Here is a 15,612-nt window from a genome sequence, read left to right on the forward strand (position 1 = left end):
AAATAAGATATAAAGCCATCAAAAAAGGGCAAAAGCAATCTTGCGGTGGTTGCTTTTGCCCTTTCGGGTTGTTTGCCGATGGCAGGCCTGGTGGGCGCGGTCGCCTTACAGACGGTAGCCCACGCTGAAGGTGAACGAGCGGTTCTTGGAACCGAGGTCTTTGTGCACCTTGGAGAGTCCCAGGTTGTAGCGCGCGTCAATCACCACGTTCATATACTCGTAGGAGATGCCCACGGGTATGCTGAAGTCGGTCTTGCTGTAGCCGTCCTTGGACTTGTCTTCATTTTTGGTGACCACCTGGCTGTAGGTGCGCACTCCCGTGGTGCGGTTCTGCGTGAAGTCGCAAGTGGTGTAGCCGCTCTTGGCCGAGGTGAGCATGCCCACCTGTACGCCAGCCTTGAGTGCCAGTCCCTGAGCCACATATACATGCGCCATGACGGGCACGGCGATGTAGGTAGTCGTGGTAGAGTAGTCGGTGTAGGCAGTGTACTTGATTTCCTCATCGGTCTCTGCCGGCTCTGCGCGCAGCTCGTCGAAGTCGTGATACTTGCTGCCCAGCGAGGTGTAGACTACGCCCGCCGAGAGCGCCACCTGGTCGGTGAGCTGGTAGAAGGCGTCGGCGCCCACGGCAAATCCGGGCTTGAACTTAGACTTGATGGTACCACCGCGCTCGAGCGTCAGGTCGTTGTCGGTGAGGTTGGCGATGGTCACTCCCACGCGTGGCACGAAGGAGAACGAGCCCTGCTTCTGCTGAGCCAGAGCTGCTGTGGCAATGAGTGCGAGCACGAGGCTCGTCATGATTTTTTTCATTTCTTATTGCTTGTTAATGGGTTGTGTAATGTCTTGTCAGTTGGCTACCTCTGAGATGAACTTGATGCGCACCAGGCGTATGTTTTCGTCGGTGTAGTCGCCTCCCAGTTCCTCGACGGCTGTGTCGAGGTCGTCGGTGTCGGCCTCCATGAAGTAGTCGAAGATGTCGTCGATGGCGTCGTCGTCCATCACATCGCGCAGGAAGTAGTCGATGTTGAGTTTGGTGCCGCTGTAGACGATGCTCTCTATCTCGTCGAGCAGCTCGTCGAAGTCGAGTCCCATGGCCGACGCCAAGTCGTCGAGTGCTATCTGGCGGTCTATGCTCTGGATAATCTTGACCTTGACCATGCTGTTCTTGGCTACCGTCTTTACGCGTATGTCCTCGGGTCTCTCGATGCCGTATTCTTCGCAGTGTCGTCGTATGAGGTCACAGAATTCGGCGCCATACTTCTTGGCTTTTCCCGCACCCACGCCCTGTATGTTCTGCAGTTCCTGCAGGGTGACGGGATACATGGTCGCCATCTGCTCGAGCGACTGGTCGAAGAAGATGACGTAGGGTGCGAGCCCCAGGCGCTTGGCCACCTTCTTGCGCAGGCTGACGAGCATCTCGTAGAGCTCGGGGTCGAGCGCTGCCATGGCTCCCTGGGCGTCGTCGTCTTCGTATTCGTCCTTGAACTCGGTGTCCATGACCACCATGAAGGAGTGGGGCGACTTGATGAAGCGCCGTCCTGACGGTGTGACCTTGAGCAGTCCGTAGTTTTCCACATCCTTCTTCATGTAGCCGGCTATCATGGCCTGTCGGATGACGGGATTCCAGAGCTTCTCGTTGAAGTCCTCGCCCGAGCCGAACTCTTCGAGCTCGTTGTGGTGATGGGATACGATGTCGTCGGTGCCGCGACCCTTGATGAAGTCGATGACATACTCCTGGCGGAAATTCTCCTTGAGCGCCAGCACCGCCTCGAGGGCTATCACCAACTGCTGCTGTGCCTCTATCCGCTCCTTGGGGTGCAGACAGTTGTCGCAGTTGCCGCAGTTGTCCTTGTCATATTCCTCGCCGAAGTAGTGGAGCAGTATGCGTCGGCGGCATACTGAAGACTCGGCATAGGCTGCCGTCTCCTGGAGCAGCTGCCGGCCTATGTCCTGCTCGTTGAGAGGTTTGCCCTCCATGAATTTTTCGAGCTTGTGCAGGTCTTTGTAGGAGTAGAAGGCTATGCAGATGCCCTCGCCTCCATCCCGGCCTGCGCGTCCGGTCTCCTGGTAGTATCCCTCCAGGCTCTTGGGTATGTCGTAGTGGAAGACGAATCTCACGTCGGGCTTGTCGATGCCCATGCCGAAGGCTATGGTGGCCACGATGACATCGATGCGCTCCATGAGGAAGTCGTCCTGGGTCTGCGAGCGCGTGGCGCTGTCGAGGCCGGCATGATAGGGCGCCGCCTTGATGTCATTGGCCTTGAGCTCGGCAGCCAGTTCTTCTACCGTCTTGCGCGAGAGACAGTAGATGATACCGCTCTTGCCCGGGTGCTTCTTGATAAAGAGCACAATCTGCTTGTTGATCTCCTTGGTCTTGGGCCGCACCTCGTAGTAGAGGTTGGGCCTGTTGAAGGAGCTCTTGTACTCGATGGCGTCCTGTATCTCCAGATTTTTCTTGATATCGCTTCTCACCTTGTCGGTGGCAGTAGCCGTGAGGGCTATCACCGGCGCGTTGCCAATCTTGTTGATGGTGGGTCTGAGGTTGCGGTACTCGGGTCGGAAGTCGTGTCCCCACTCCGAGATGCAGTGGGCTTCATCGATGGCATAGAACGAAATCTTGAACGACTTGAAAAACTCCAGGTTCTCGGGCTTGTTGAGCGACTCGGGAGCCACATAGAGCAGCTTGGTCTGGCCGTTGCGCACGTCATTCATCACCTGTGTGGTCTGCGCCTTGGTGAGCGACGAGTTGAGGTAATGGGCCAGTCCGTTGTGCTCGCTGATGCCATTGACGGCGTCTACCTGGTTTTTCATCAGGGCGATGAGTGGCGACACGACGATGGCAGTACCCTCCATGAGGAGCGACGGCAGCTGGTAACACAGGCTCTTGCCTCCGCCGGTGGGCATGAGCACAAAGACGTTGTGCCCCGCCATGAGCGAGCGGATAATGGCTTCCTGGTCGCCTTTGAACGAGTCAAAGCCGAAATAGTGCTTTAGTTTTTCCGAAAGATTTATGTTGTCTGTCATATTGATATAAAGCAGTTTTCTTTCTCCAAGGAACTGGGGTGGGGGAGATAGAATTACTGATAATTATATATCTGATGACGGTGGGGCTGCCCGGGGCGGTCCCACCGGGCAGATTACTGGGCTTCCTGCTTCTGGAAATTGGATTTCTCCATCTGTTCCTTGGCGTAGGCGAGGGTGACCTCGAATGTCTTGGTACGCTTGGAGGGCAGCTCGAACATGGCGTCCATCATGATGGCTTCGACGATGGAGCGCAGTCCGCGTGCGCCCAGCTTGTACTCTACCGCCTTGTCGACGATGTAGTTGAGCGCCGCCTGGTCGAAGGTGAGCTCAATGCCGTCGATGGCCATCAGCTTGATGTACTGCTTGACTATCGAGTTCTTGGGCTCTACGAGGATGCGCTCCAGGGCGGGCTTGTCGAGGGGGTTGAGGTGGGTGAGCACGGGCAGGCGTCCGATAATCTCGGGGATGAGTCCGAACGACTTGAGGTCCTGCGGCGTGACGTACTGTATGAGGTTGTTCTTGTCAATGCGTGCCACGTTCTGCACCGAGTTGTATCCCACCACGTGGGTGTTCATGCGCTGGGCTATCTTGGTCTCGATGCCGTCGAAGGCTCCACCGCAGATGAACAGGATGTTGCGCGTATCGACATGGATGTAGTCCTGGTCGGGATGCTTGCGGCCTCCCTTGGGCGGCACGTTGACCATAGTGCCTTCGAGGAGCTTGAGCAGACCCTGCTGCACGCCCTCGCCGCTCACGTCGCGGGTGATGCTGGGGTTGTCGCTCTTGCGGGCTATCTTGTCTATCTCGTCGATGAAGACGATGCCGCACTCGGCCTTGGCCACATCGTAGTCGGCCACCTGGAGGAGTCGGGAGAGTATGCTCTCGACATCTTCGCCCACGTATCCGGCTTCGGTAAATACGGTGGCGTCGACGATGGTGAAGGGCACGTTGAGCAGATGGGCTATGGTGCGCGCCAGCAGCGTCTTGCCGGTACCTGTGCTGCCCACCATCATGATGTTGCTCTTCTCGATTTCCACTCCGTCGTCGTCGATGTGCTGCTGCAGTCGCTTATAGTGATTGTAGACAGCCACGGAGAGGAATCGCTTGGCGTCGTCCTGGCCTATGACATACTGGTCGAGGTACTCCTTGATTTTGCGGGGCTTGGGTATCTCCTTGAGGGTGAAGGCGTCGGTGGGTTTCTTGTTGGCAGCTGCGCTGCCATAGGCTCCGGTCGACTCGGCTATCTCGTAGGCTTGCTTGGCGCAGTCGTCGCAGATGAAGCCGTGAAGCCCCGAGATGATGAGGTTGACCTGGCTCTCGTCGCGGCCGCAGAAACTACATACTTTCTTCTTAGCCATTCTTCTTGCGTGTTAATATAGTGTCTATCATGCCATAGTCCTTGGCCTCCTGAGCAGTCATCCAGTAGTTGCGGTCACTGTCCTGCCATACCTTGTCGTAGGGCGTGTGTGAGTGCTCACTGATAATGGTGTAGAGTTCCTTCTTGAACTTCTGAATCTCCTTGGCCTCAATCTCGATGTCGGACGCCTGTCCCTGTACTCCGCCGAGGGGCTGGTGAATCATCACTCGGCTGTGGGTGAGTGCCTGTCGCTTGCCCTCGGTTCCGGCTGTGAGCAGCACGGCAGCCATCGAGGCAGCCATGCCGGTGCAGATGGTGGCTACGTCGCTCGAGATAAACTGCATGGTATCATAGATGCCCAGTCCGGCTGTGACGCTGCCGCCGGGGCTGTTGATGTAGATGGAGATATCCTTCTCTGGGTCGGTAGAGTCGAGGTAGAGCAGCTGGGCCTGTAGGGTATTGGCGGTGTAGTCGTCAATCTCGGTACCGAGGAAGATGATGCGTTCCATCATGAGTCGTGAGAATACGTCCATCTGGGTGACATTGAGCTGGCGCTCTTCCAGAATATAGGGATTGATGTACTGTGCCTGCGACTTGATGACATCATCGAGTGCCATGCCGTTAATGCCTAAATGCTGGGTGGCATACTTGCGAAAATCTCTATTCATGATAATAATAATATATGTAATGAATGAAAACAAAGAGAGGTTGCCTACTCTTTTATGCATTGTTCTAAGAACAAAGATACATAAAAAAGTTGACAACCTCCTTATCTTTAAGAAGTTTTTTTTGAATTTCTTTTTATGCGTCGAGTTTGTTGAATTCGTCGAGGGTCACTTCCTTGACGTTGAGCTTGACAACGCCCTTGAGTTTCTCGGTGAGCTTGCGGTCGATGGCGCGCTCCACAAACGACTGGATGTGCTCCTGCTTCTTGAGCATCTCGGTGGCGTAGTTGTCCAGGTACTCGTCGGGCACATTGTTCATGCCGTACTGTGCAAACTGGGCGCGGGCAGCCTCCTTGGCAGTCTCCTTGACGTCGTTGTCGTCAATCTTGATTTCCTGGGCGGCAACCAGCTTCTCTCTGATGAGGTGCCATGTCAGCTCGTTGATGCTGGCTTCGTAGTTCTTCTCTACAAACTCCTCACCCTTGTCCTTGTTGTTGGCGAGCATGATGCGCTTGAGCAGGGCATCGGGGAACTCGAGCTTGCCGACCTTCTTCTCGCAGTGCTTGCGCACGTCCATGAGGAAGCGGAAGTCGGTGTTGACCTCAAACTGAGCCTTGAGGTTCTCGGCAATCTTGGCGCGGAAAGCAGCCTCGTCGGCCACGTTGCCCTCGCCGTATACGCGGTCGAAGAGCTCCTGATTAACCTCGTGCTTGGTAAAGTGGTTGATTTCCTTGACCTGATAGCTGAAGTCGCCGGTGTGCTCGGCTACCTCCTTGCGGTCTATCTTGAGGAGTGAGGAAACCTCGGCGTCGTTCTCGGGATAAGCCTTGCGGGGAGAGAAGGTCACTACATCGCCGGGCTTAACGCCGTCGAAGAGGTTCTTCTGGTCCTCGACCTTGATGTAAGAAGGCATAATTATGGCGTCCTCGACTACGATGCCGCCTTCCTTGGTGTTGCCAGCCTCGTCGAGCTCGCGCAGCTCGCCCTTGAGGGTGTCGTTCTCCTCGTAGTGGTCGCCGGGAGCGTAGCTGCCAGCCTGTGAAGCGAACATATCTACCTGACGGTCGATGAGCTCGTCGTCAACCTTGAGCTGGTAGTAGTCTACCTTGTCGCGGCCTGTGAGCTCGCACTTGAACTCGGGGGCGATGGCGATGTCGAACTTGAAGGTGTAGGGACCGTCCTTCTCGAGGTCCTGGGGCTCCTGTGACTCTGATGCCATGGGCTCGCCCAACATCTGGATGTTATTGTCCTTGATGTACTTCTGCAGCTGCTCGCCTACCAACTTGTTGATGGCGTCCATCTTGACGCTCATACCAAACTGGCGCTTGATGAGGCTTAATGGGGCCTTACCTGGGCGGAAGCCGGGGATATTGGCCTTCTTGCGATAGTCTTCGATTGTCTTGTTGACATCCTTCTTGATGTCTGCCTCTTCAACCACGAGGGTGAGCAGACCGCTTACTTTGTCAGGGTTTTCAAATGAAATATTCATCTCTGATACTATTTATAATTTTTTGATTTTCCGAATGAGTCGCAAAATTACTCATTTTTAGCGACATTACCTAATAATCTTGTGGAAAAGTGCATCCGCGGGCGGCTGGCGGCCGTCTGCAGATGGGTTTAGTCGCGGTGCATGGCTGCCGCGGCCGCTGCTGCCTGCTCGTCTTCCTCGGTGGGGGTGAAGCGGGTCAGCTGGAAGTTGTCGGTGAGGTAGTTTTTGCGCACCACGGGGTTTGACGCCAGCTCTTCGGGCTTTCCGCTGAAGAGAATCTTACCCTCGAAGAGCAGATAGCCACGGTCGATGATGGCCAGGGTATCGCGCACGTTGTGGTCGGTGATGAGTATGCCGATGTTGCGGTACTTCAGTCGCCACACGATGTGCTGGATGTCGGCCACAGCCACGGGGTCTACGCCGGCAAAAGGCTCGTCGAGCATCACAAACTTGGGGTTGATTGCGAGGCAACGGGCAATCTCGGTGCGGCGGCGCTCGCCACCCGAGAGCTGGGTTCCCATGTTCTTGCGCACCTTGGTGAGGCGGAACTCCTTGATGAGGCTTTCGAGCTCTCTAAGCTGCTCTTCATGGCTGAGCTGCGTCATCTCGAGCACGGCCATGATATTGTCTTCCACGCTCATCTGGCGGAACACGCTGGCCTCCTGGGGCAGATAGCCTATGCCTGCCCGGGCGTGCTTGTAGACGGGGTAGTTGGTGATGTCGATGTCGTTGAGGCTTACGCGGCCCTCGTTGGGCACTACCAGACCGGTGGTCATATAGAACGAGGTGGTCTTGCCTGCACCGTTGGGTCCGAGCAATCCCACGATTTCTCCTTGCTTCACATGGAAGTCGACCTTGTTGACCACCGTGCGCTTGCCATATCTTTTTACAAGACCCTCTGTGCGGAGGGTCATCACCATGTTGTCTGTATCGGCCATAAATAGCTATTGTTTATCGTGCAAAATTACAAAAAAATAAGACAATTACACTGAGAATACTAAAAAACTATTATATACATGGTAGTTTTTTGACCTTTTTTGGTTACTTTTGCAACGTAAAACGGACATTAAGCCTATGTTGATAATCAAATTGTTAAAGAAATATCTCACCACTTTCGGCAAATACCTCATCCTGATGGGGCGCTCGTTCAGCGTGCCCGAGCGGATGCGCATGTTTGCCAAGCGGTATATCAAGGAGATGTCGCAGTTGGGCGTAGACTCGATACCCATTGTGCTGCTTATCTCCTTCTTCATCGGCGCCGTAATCTGCATACAGATGAAGGTGAATATCCAGAGCCCCTGGATGCCGCGCTGGGTGTCGGGGTATACCACCCGCGAGATTATGCTGCTCGAGTTTTCGAGCTCCATCATGTGTCTCATCCTCTCGGGCAAGGTGGGCTCCAACATCGCCTCTGAGTTGGGCACCATGCGCGTGACCCAGCAGATAGACGCCCTGGAGATTATGGGCGTCAACTCGGCCTCGTTTCTCATCCTGCCCAAGATAGCGGGCCTGATGACGATGATGCCCACCCTGGTGGTCTGCTCCTCGGCGATGGGCATCGTGGGTGCTTATGGCACAGCCTATATCGGGCACCTCTTGCCGCCAGATGACCTGACCTTAGGACTGCAACACGCCTTCAATCCATGGTTTGTATGGATGAGTATCATCAAGAGTACCTTCTTTGCCTATATCATTGCCAGCGTGTCGTCGTTCTTCGGCTACACCGTCGAGGGCGGCTCGGTCGAGGTGGGCAAGGCCAGCACCGACGCCGTGGTGTGCAGTTCGGTGCTCATCCTCTTTTCCGACGTTTTCCTTACCCAAATCCTGAGTTGATATGATAGAAGTCAAGAATCTTACCAAGTCCTTTGGCGACAAGACCGTACTGCGTGGCATCAATGCCCGCTTTGAGACCGGCAAGACCAACCTCATCATCGGCCAGAGCGGTTCGGGCAAGACGGTGCTGATGAAGAACCTCGTGGGACTGCTGCACCCAACCTCGGGAGAGGTGCTCTACGACGGGCGTGACTTCGTGGGCATGACCAAGCACGAGCAGGTGATGATGCGCCGCGAGATGGGCATGATTTTCCAGGGCGCCGCACTCTTTGACTCGATGTCTGTGAGAGACAATGTGCAGTTCCCACTCGATATGTTTTCCTCGCTCAACTATGCCGACCGCGTGCGCCGTGCCGAGGAATGCCTTGACCGTGTCAACCTGGTGGAGGCAGCCAACAAGTATCCCGACGAAATCTCGGGAGGTATGCAGAAGCGTGTGGCGATTGCCCGAGCCATCGTGCTCAATCCCAAATACCTCTTCTGCGACGAGCCCAACTCCGGCCTGGACCCCCAGACGTCGCTCGTGATAGACCATCTGCTCTCCGACATCACCCACGAGTATGGCATCACCACCATCATCAACACCCACGATATGAACTCAGTGATGGGTATCGGCGAGAACATCATCTTTATATATAAAGGTACGAAGGAGTGGCAGGGAGTGAGCGCCGACATCATGGGCTCGACCAATGAGCGGCTTACCGACTTCATCTTTGCCAGTGACCTGCTCAAGAAGATGAAGCGCACCGAGATGCAAGGCTGAACCAGCTGACTCGGACTCGATAGAAAACGAAAAGGGCAAATCTGCGGATTTGCCCTTTTCGCGTATATGCAGTGCAGTGACCAGCGTGTCAGCGCCCGGCCATCACTCGGAGCTCCTTGACGAAGCGGCGGTAGAAGAGTATGCCGGCAATGGTAAGACCTATGGGGAAGGCGGTCCAGATGCCGTATATGCCCCAGCCTGCGATGAAGCCCAAGACATAGCCCACAGGCAGATTGATGCAGAAGTAGGCGATGAAGGCGTAGTACATCATCGGCTTCACGCAGGCTATGCCGCGCAAGGCGTTGGCGTAGATATACTGCATGCCGTCGCCAAACTGGTAGATGACGAGTATCCATATCAGATGCGCCACCGTGAGGCACGCCTCGTCGTTGTCGGTGAAGATGAAGCCGATGTCGTGGCGGAAGAGGATGATGGGCAGACTCACCACGGCAGAGAAGACCAGCAGCATGCGGAAGCCGTCGGCCGCGCAGCATCGCATGGCGTCATACTCCTTCTGCCCCATGAAGTAGCTGATGCGGATGGATATGGCTGAGGCCATGCCCGATAGCACCAGGTAGAACAACTGGGAGATGGTAATCATAATCTGGTGAGACGCCAGTGGAATGGTGCCCAGCCAGCCCACCATCACACAGCTCAGCGTGAAGGCAGCCGACTCGGTGCCCAACTGCAGTGCCACGGGCCAGCCCAGACGGTTCATCTCTACAAAGTCGGCACGCGTCACGGTGCTCTGCTTCAGGCTCTGGCGGTAGCGGACATAGCCTCTGCCGGTGAAGAATATCACCACGAGGGCTATCGACATCACCACGCGCGACCCCATGGTGGAGATACCGGCTCCGAGCAAGCCCAGCTCGGGGAAGGGACCTACGCCGTAGATGAGCAGCCAGTTGAAGAGGATGTTGACCACATTGCCGCCAATCATTACCCACATCGGCACCTGTGTGCGGGTGATGCCGTCGAAGAACTGCTTCAGGGTGTTGAACATGCCCACGAAGGGGATGCTCACCAGATTGACCAGGAAGTAGGGGCGGATGATGGGCAGCAGCTCCTCGGGCTGACCGATGTTGTGCAGGTTCAGGTAGAGCAGCGTCATCATTGCCATGAGCAGCAGTCCCACCACCATGTTGGCCACTATCGAGTTCTTCACCTTCTGCCCGATTTCGTCGGTGCGGCCCATGCCGAAGAGGCGGCCCACGATGGGGGTAAGTCCGTAAGAGAAACCGAGATAGAAGAGCAGTCCCAGGGTGAAGATGTTGTTGACCAGTCCGGCTGCACCCAGCTCGATGGTGCTGTGATGGCCTATCATCAGCGTGTCGGCAAAGCCGAGGATGATGGTGCCCAACTGTCCGATGACGATGGGTACTCCTATTTCCAAGAGGGGTTTATAATGGTGTCGTTGTGTCTGTTGCATTCTTGATTTTCGTTTTACTTGTTTTCGTTTACGGTCTTGTCACGTTGAGGGTGCCGGTCAGCCTGATGTCCTTTGACGAGGCGCCCACCATCAGGGTGAAGTCGCCCGGCTCGACCACGAAGCGCATGTCCTTGTCCCAGAGCGCCAGGTCGGCAGGCCCGAGCCTGAATGTCACCATCTGGCTTTCGCCCGGCTTGAGGCTGATGCGCTCGAAGCCACGCAACACCTGGGTATAGGTAGTCACCGTGCTGACCTCATCGCGCACATAGAGCTGCACCACCTCGTCGCCTTCGCGCGAGCCCACATTCTTGACCTTCGCCGTCACGGTCACGCTGTCGGTGGGCAGCATCGTGGAGCGCGAGATGACAAGGTCTGAATATTCAAAGCGCGTGTAGCTCAGTCCGTGGCCAAAGGGGAAGAGGCTGCCCCAAAGCGAAGACTTGTTCTCGACGTCTGAGCCGGGCTTGAAGGGGAAGGCGTAGGGTATCTGGCCCACGGTGCGGGGCGTGGTACAGGTGAGGCGGCCTCCAGGATTGTAGGCACCGAAGATGACCTCAGCCACAGCCTGTCCGCCATACTCTCCGGGGAAGCAGGCATTGATGATGGCTGGCACGTGACGGGCGGCATAGTTGACGGTGGTAGCCCGGCCCGCCATCAGCACCAGCACCACAGGGCGGCCCGTAGCCACAATCTCTCTGAGCAGCTGTTCCTGACGGCCGGGCAGATTGAGCGTAGTGCGCGAGTTGCCTTCGCCCACGGTCTTGTCGTCGTCGCCCAGCACCACGATTACCGCCTCGGCGTCGCGTGCCACGTTGACGGCAGAGTCCATCATGAGCCTCTCGTCGCGGGTCATCTCAAAGTCACACACCTCGCTCTCGGGATAGTGGGGGTCGCGTATCTCGCAGCCCTTGGCATAGACCACCTCGGCCTGGGGCAGCAGCTGTCTTACGCCGTCGACCACCGACACCACGTCGGCACCCGCAGGACCGTAGCGGCTTATGGGGCGGGCGTCGGCATTGGGACCTATCACCGCCACACGCTTCATCTGTGCGCTGAGGGGCAGGGTGGCGTTGTCGTTCTTGAGCAGCACCATCGACTGGCGGGCTGCGTCGAGCGCCAGCTGGCGGTGGGGCTCGCTGTGCACGATGCGGTCTACGCGGGCGGCGTCGCCACGGTAGGGCTGGTCGAAGAGCCCCAACCAGAACTTCACCCTCAGCACCTCGCCCACGCGCTCGTCGAGCGTCTCGCGGCTTATCTTGCCGCTCGTCACAGCCTGGCGCAGAGGCGTGATAAACTCCGAGGGCTGGGTAAACTGTGTGCGCACGTTGAGACCGGCGTTGACAGCCAGTGCGCAGGCGTCTTCATAGGAAGCAGCCACATGGTGCTTGGTGTAGAGAAACTCGAGGGCTTCGCTGTCAGACACCACGTAGCCCTTGAAACCCCATTCGTGGCGCAGTATGTCGGTGAGAAACCGGCGGCTGCCAGTGATGGGCTCGCCGTTGTAGTCGTTGTACGAACTCATCACGCCCAGCGCGCCGGCCTCAGCTATGGCCTTGCGGAAGGGTTCGAGGTAGAGGGTGCGCATCTCGCGCTCGCCCACATGGGGGTCGGTGCGGGTGTTGCCGTCGCGGCCTCCCACCGGGATGGAGTACACGGCAAAGTGCTTGGGGGTAGCCACCAGCCCGTGGGCTTGCAGTCCGATGACCATCTGCTTGCCCAGCTCGCCCACGAGATAAGGGTCTTCGCCATACGACTCCACGCAGCGGCCCCAGCGGGGGTCTTGGGCTATGTCGAGTATAGGCGAGTAGATGTTGGTGTAGCCCAGCGCCACGGCTTCCTTGGCTTCTGCGTCGGCTATCTGCCTTATCAGCTGTCGGTTCCATGTGCTTCCCTGACCTGTCTGGTTGGGGAAGTAGGTGGCGCGATAGTGGCAGAGACCGCGTATGCCCTCGTTGGTGAAGTCGACGGGGATGCCCAGTCGGGTCTGTTCGACAAACCAGCGCTGCACGGCGTGGAGGGCGTCGATATGTCGCTTGAAGGGGAAGGCGTATTGGGCTCCGAAGCGGCCCACGCCGTTGTGCTGCTCGTCGATGTTGCCGATGCCGTCTTTCCACACCTCGTTCTTCCATCCCTCGGTGGGCAGGGCGTCGGCGAGCACGCGGCCCGAGCCATAGAGCGTAGCCAGCTGGCAGGTCTTTTCCTCTATGGTCATCTGCTGCAGCAGGTCGGCCACGCGGGCATCAATCGGTGCGCGGCTGTCTTCATAGACATCCATGCGCCCGTTCTTGTTGAAGTCTATCCAACCTTTGTGGTAGATGCGCTGGGCTTCTGCGTGCTGTCCAGACAGAAGCGCCAGCATCAGCGCCAGCGCCACAAGGACAGTGCGCCGGCTCTTGTACATAGTTTGTTTGGTCATATATAGTCAGTCCATTGTCGGGCTGATGTGCAGCAACCCTCCCGGGCGCGTTCAGCCGCTATATATATAAAAGGTATCGCGCGCGAGGCGATGCCGTCAGCCCCGATGGCGCTTGCGGGCACAGTCGGGACAGATGCCTTTGACCATGTAGTCGATGGTAGAGACCCAGAAGCCGTCGGGCACATCTATCTTGGGTATGGCCACATGGTCCAGACAGAATGTCTTGCGACACTCCTCGCAGTAGAAATGGGCGTGGCGGTCGTCGTCGACGTCATGATGGTGGCTGCGGCAGAGTTCGTATTTCACCTCGCCGTTGCCACCCTCGATGGCGTGTACCAGCTGGCGCTTGTAGAATTCGGCCAGGGCGCGGTAGATGCCCGACTTGTCGATGGTGACGATGCTGGCTTCGAGTTCGCTCATTGACATGGGTCTGCCAGCCCGGTCCAGCGCCTCGGCTATCACGATGCGGTTGGCTGTGGCTCTGATACCGTGCTTGGCGAGCATCTGTGCATAGTCGTCCGGTTTCATCTGCGAGGTAGGGTGGTTAGCGTTCAAACTCCAGAGTGCCGAAGAAGTCGGGACGGTGGAAGTTGGGCGAAGGCAGGTCTATGCGGTTCCACGACAGGAAGTGGGGAGTCTGCAGCTTGTCGCCACACTTGTAGAAGTTGGCTTTCATGCGGGCTCCGTCGAGAGTGGCTATCTGTGAGTGGAAGGCTGTGCCTGTTGGTATGATGAGCGCCATGTGCCATGTGGTGGGCTCGATGCGCTCGGCAAATGGTGCGCGTCCCAGCGACGACCAGCGGCTTATGGCGTTGAGCACCTCGGCGGGAGCGGCCTCGCGGGCCTCGCGGGTCTCGCCGCAACCCACCAGCACCGTGCCGGCACAGTTGGTCTCTACATTATAATACACGTTGCCGCCCTCGGGCTGGAAGAAGAATTCGCAGCAGCTGTCTTCCCACACGCGGCCGTTGTCGTGGGGAGCCACGGCGGCCACCGACTGCTCGCTTACGCGGTATTCTATCAGCACGGCATCGCCCTTGTGGGCTATACGAAACTCTACCTTGGGGGCATAGGGATAATCGGCAGCCCAGTCTACGCAGTCGATGGGCTGGAACTCCACTCCCTGGGCGTCGAGCAGTGCCGGAACATCCTCGGCACGAGCCACGCTGGTGGCTATCTTCTTTACACTGAGATGTTTCATATCTTTCTTCGGGTTATTTACACTGGTTGATGAAGTCGCGCATGTATTGCTGCTGAGCATATACTTCGCGGAAGAGCTGCAACTGGTTGCGAGTGCGCACCAGATTATGCTCAGGATACTTAATTTTGTAATATGTGTCGCCATTGATGTAGTCGGTGAGGAATCTTACGCATTGCATGTAGGGGAAGAGGGCAACGGCGTAGGGCAGATTGTCGCGCTCTGCCGGGGTGAGGAATGTGGCCGACTCGAGATAGCCTCGGGTGAAGGCTTCGAAGATGTCGCGGCGGAAGGCTACGCGCTCGATGGCAGGGTCGTCCTCGGCCACGGCGTTGGCACCGGTGCGCAGGAAGTCGCCATAGTCAGAGAAGACAAAGCTGGGCATCACCGTGTCGAGGTCGATGACGCAGAGCACGCGGCCATCTTCGTCGAACATCATGTTGTTGACCTTGGTGTCGCAGTGGCAGATGCGCTTGGGCAGCACACCGTCTCTCCCCATCTGCTCGGCCTTGCACATCTCCTCGGCATGGGTCTCCAGCTCGTCCACCATGTCCTTGACCTCTGCCAGACGGCCTACGGGGTCTTGGGCCACGGCGTCGCGCAGCTGGCGCATACGCAGTTCCATATTGTGGAAGTCGGGGATGGTCTCGCCTAAGGGCTCGTCGAGGTCCACCAACATGGCTTCAAAGTGGCCGAAAGCCTTGCCGGCATAGTAAGAGTATTCGGGGTTGACGGCCTCGAAGGTCTTGGCACGGGGGATGAACACCATCACGCGCCAGTAGCGGTCGGCATCGTCGTGCCAGTAGGTCTTGCCCTCGGCGGTGGGCACAAAGCGCAGCACGCGGCGGTCTATGTCGTCGGCACCTTCGGCCTCGAGCTTGCGGCGTATGTGGGCGGTCACTGCCTCGATGTTGTGCTGCAGCAACTCTACATCCTGGAAGATGGCGTTGTTGATGCGCTGCAGCACGTAGTCGGGCGCATCGCCTTCGGTCGTCACCTTGTAGGTGTCGTTTATCAGTCCGTTACCCAGGGGAGCCACCGCGATGACGGGCGCCTCGACCTCAAATTGAGCTACAATAGCTTTCAGTTCTTTTTCGTCCATGTCTTCATGATTTGTAATTGCTACAAAATTACGACATTATTTCTCCAATGCCAAATATTTCAACCACTATCTCTTCTGCCGTCCTCGTAAAAACCGCCGCAGCCCGCTCTCCGGCCCTGTCGGCGGCGACGATGGGCATGGCCGTGGCAATGACGGGTAGGGCTGTGCGGCGAGGAATGGCCGTAGCGAGGCGGGATGGCGCCGCCACCGTCTTCAAGCCGGTTGCAAGTCGCGAAACGGTGAAATCAGGGCTTGCCGTCATCATTGCAGGCCGCGCATCGGCTAATTCGCAGTCCGCAATGCAGATAAATGTCGTCTCGGGCGTGTTTGCAACCC

The 15,612-nt window shown here is 57.2% G+C and carries 14 protein-coding genes; 2 read left to right on the forward strand and 12 right to left on the reverse strand.

Annotation, left to right across the window (positions count from 1 at the left end; all coding sequences use genetic code 11):
- Positions 1–105: 105 nt before the first annotated feature.
- From CIK94_RS10845 to lptB, 6 genes are all read right to left on the reverse strand, one after another.
- Positions 106–810: a porin family protein gene (locus tag CIK94_RS10845; protein WP_094423042.1), complete on the reverse strand. Its 705-nt coding sequence runs from the start codon at positions 808–810 to the stop codon at positions 106–108.
- Positions 811–846: 36 nt separating this feature from the next.
- On the reverse strand, positions 847–3,024 hold the full coding sequence (recQ, locus tag CIK94_RS10850; RefSeq protein ID WP_094385793.1) for a DNA helicase RecQ: 2,178 nt from the start codon (positions 3,022–3,024) through the stop codon (positions 847–849).
- 113 nt (positions 3,025–3,137) lie between these two features.
- Positions 3,138–4,382, reverse strand: a complete 1,245-nt coding sequence (gene clpX, locus CIK94_RS10855; protein WP_022310061.1) for an ATP-dependent Clp protease ATP-binding subunit ClpX — start codon at positions 4,380–4,382, stop codon at positions 3,138–3,140.
- Positions 4,375–5,049, reverse strand: coding sequence for an ATP-dependent Clp endopeptidase proteolytic subunit ClpP (gene clpP / locus CIK94_RS10860; protein ID WP_094385791.1), 675 nt, complete (start codon positions 5,047–5,049; stop codon positions 4,375–4,377). Before clpP ends, clpX begins: the two co-directional genes overlap by 8 nt.
- 133 nt (positions 5,050–5,182) lie before the next feature.
- The gene (tig, locus tag CIK94_RS10865) at positions 5,183–6,535 is read right to left on the reverse strand and encodes a trigger factor (RefSeq protein WP_094423043.1); all 1,353 of its coding nucleotides are present in this window, start codon (positions 6,533–6,535) and stop codon (positions 5,183–5,185) included.
- Positions 6,536–6,663: 128 nt separating this feature from the next.
- Positions 6,664–7,473, reverse strand: a complete 810-nt coding sequence (lptB, locus tag CIK94_RS10870; RefSeq protein WP_022310058.1) for an LPS export ABC transporter ATP-binding protein — start codon at positions 7,471–7,473, stop codon at positions 6,664–6,666.
- Positions 7,474–7,609: 136 nt separating this feature from the next.
- Here lptB and CIK94_RS10875 point away from each other — a divergent pair, with 136 nt between their 5' ends.
- Positions 7,610–8,368, forward strand: a complete 759-nt coding sequence (locus CIK94_RS10875) for an ABC transporter permease (RefSeq protein WP_022310057.1) — start codon at positions 7,610–7,612, stop codon at positions 8,366–8,368.
- A 1-nt stretch (position 8,369) separates the two neighbouring features.
- Entirely contained in the window at positions 8,370–9,131 is a 762-nt protein-coding gene (locus CIK94_RS10880) for an ABC transporter ATP-binding protein (protein ID WP_094423044.1), read from the forward strand.
- A gap of 88 nt (positions 9,132–9,219) precedes the next feature.
- On the opposite strand, the gene CIK94_RS10885 is transcribed toward CIK94_RS10880, so the two are convergent.
- The 6 genes from CIK94_RS10885 to CIK94_RS10910 form a co-directional block, all read right to left on the reverse strand.
- Positions 9,220–10,560 carry an MATE family efflux transporter gene (locus tag CIK94_RS10885; RefSeq protein ID WP_094385785.1) on the reverse strand — a complete coding sequence of 447 codons (1,341 nt, stop codon included), beginning with the start codon at positions 10,558–10,560 and terminating at the stop codon, positions 9,220–9,222.
- Positions 10,561–10,588: 28 nt separating this feature from the next.
- Positions 10,589–12,976 (reverse strand): glycoside hydrolase family 3 N-terminal domain-containing protein, encoded by a 2,388-nt coding sequence (locus CIK94_RS10890; protein ID WP_371591715.1) that lies wholly within the window; start codon positions 12,974–12,976, stop codon positions 10,589–10,591.
- A 96-nt stretch (positions 12,977–13,072) separates the two neighbouring features.
- Positions 13,073–13,531 (reverse strand): Fur family transcriptional regulator, encoded by a 459-nt coding sequence (locus CIK94_RS10895; protein WP_371591369.1) that lies wholly within the window; start codon positions 13,529–13,531, stop codon positions 13,073–13,075.
- Positions 13,521–14,177 carry a carbohydrate-binding family 9-like protein gene (locus CIK94_RS10900; protein WP_094388336.1) on the reverse strand — a complete coding sequence of 219 codons (657 nt, stop codon included), beginning with the start codon at positions 14,175–14,177 and terminating at the stop codon, positions 13,521–13,523. Before CIK94_RS10900 ends, CIK94_RS10895 begins: the two co-directional genes overlap by 11 nt.
- A gap of 13 nt (positions 14,178–14,190) precedes the next feature.
- Complete coding sequence (locus tag CIK94_RS10905) at positions 14,191–15,276, reverse strand: phosphotransferase enzyme family protein (RefSeq protein WP_022310051.1); 1,086 nt, start codon at positions 15,274–15,276, stop codon at positions 14,191–14,193.
- A 28-nt stretch (positions 15,277–15,304) separates the two neighbouring features.
- Positions 15,305–15,538 (reverse strand): hypothetical protein, encoded by a 234-nt coding sequence (locus tag CIK94_RS10910; RefSeq protein ID WP_144008378.1) that lies wholly within the window; start codon positions 15,536–15,538, stop codon positions 15,305–15,307.
- Positions 15,539–15,612: the final 74 nt, after the last annotated feature.

This window comes from Prevotella sp. P4-51 (genome assembly GCF_002251455.1).
In the GTDB taxonomy this organism is placed as follows: domain Bacteria; phylum Bacteroidota; class Bacteroidia; order Bacteroidales; family Bacteroidaceae; genus Prevotella.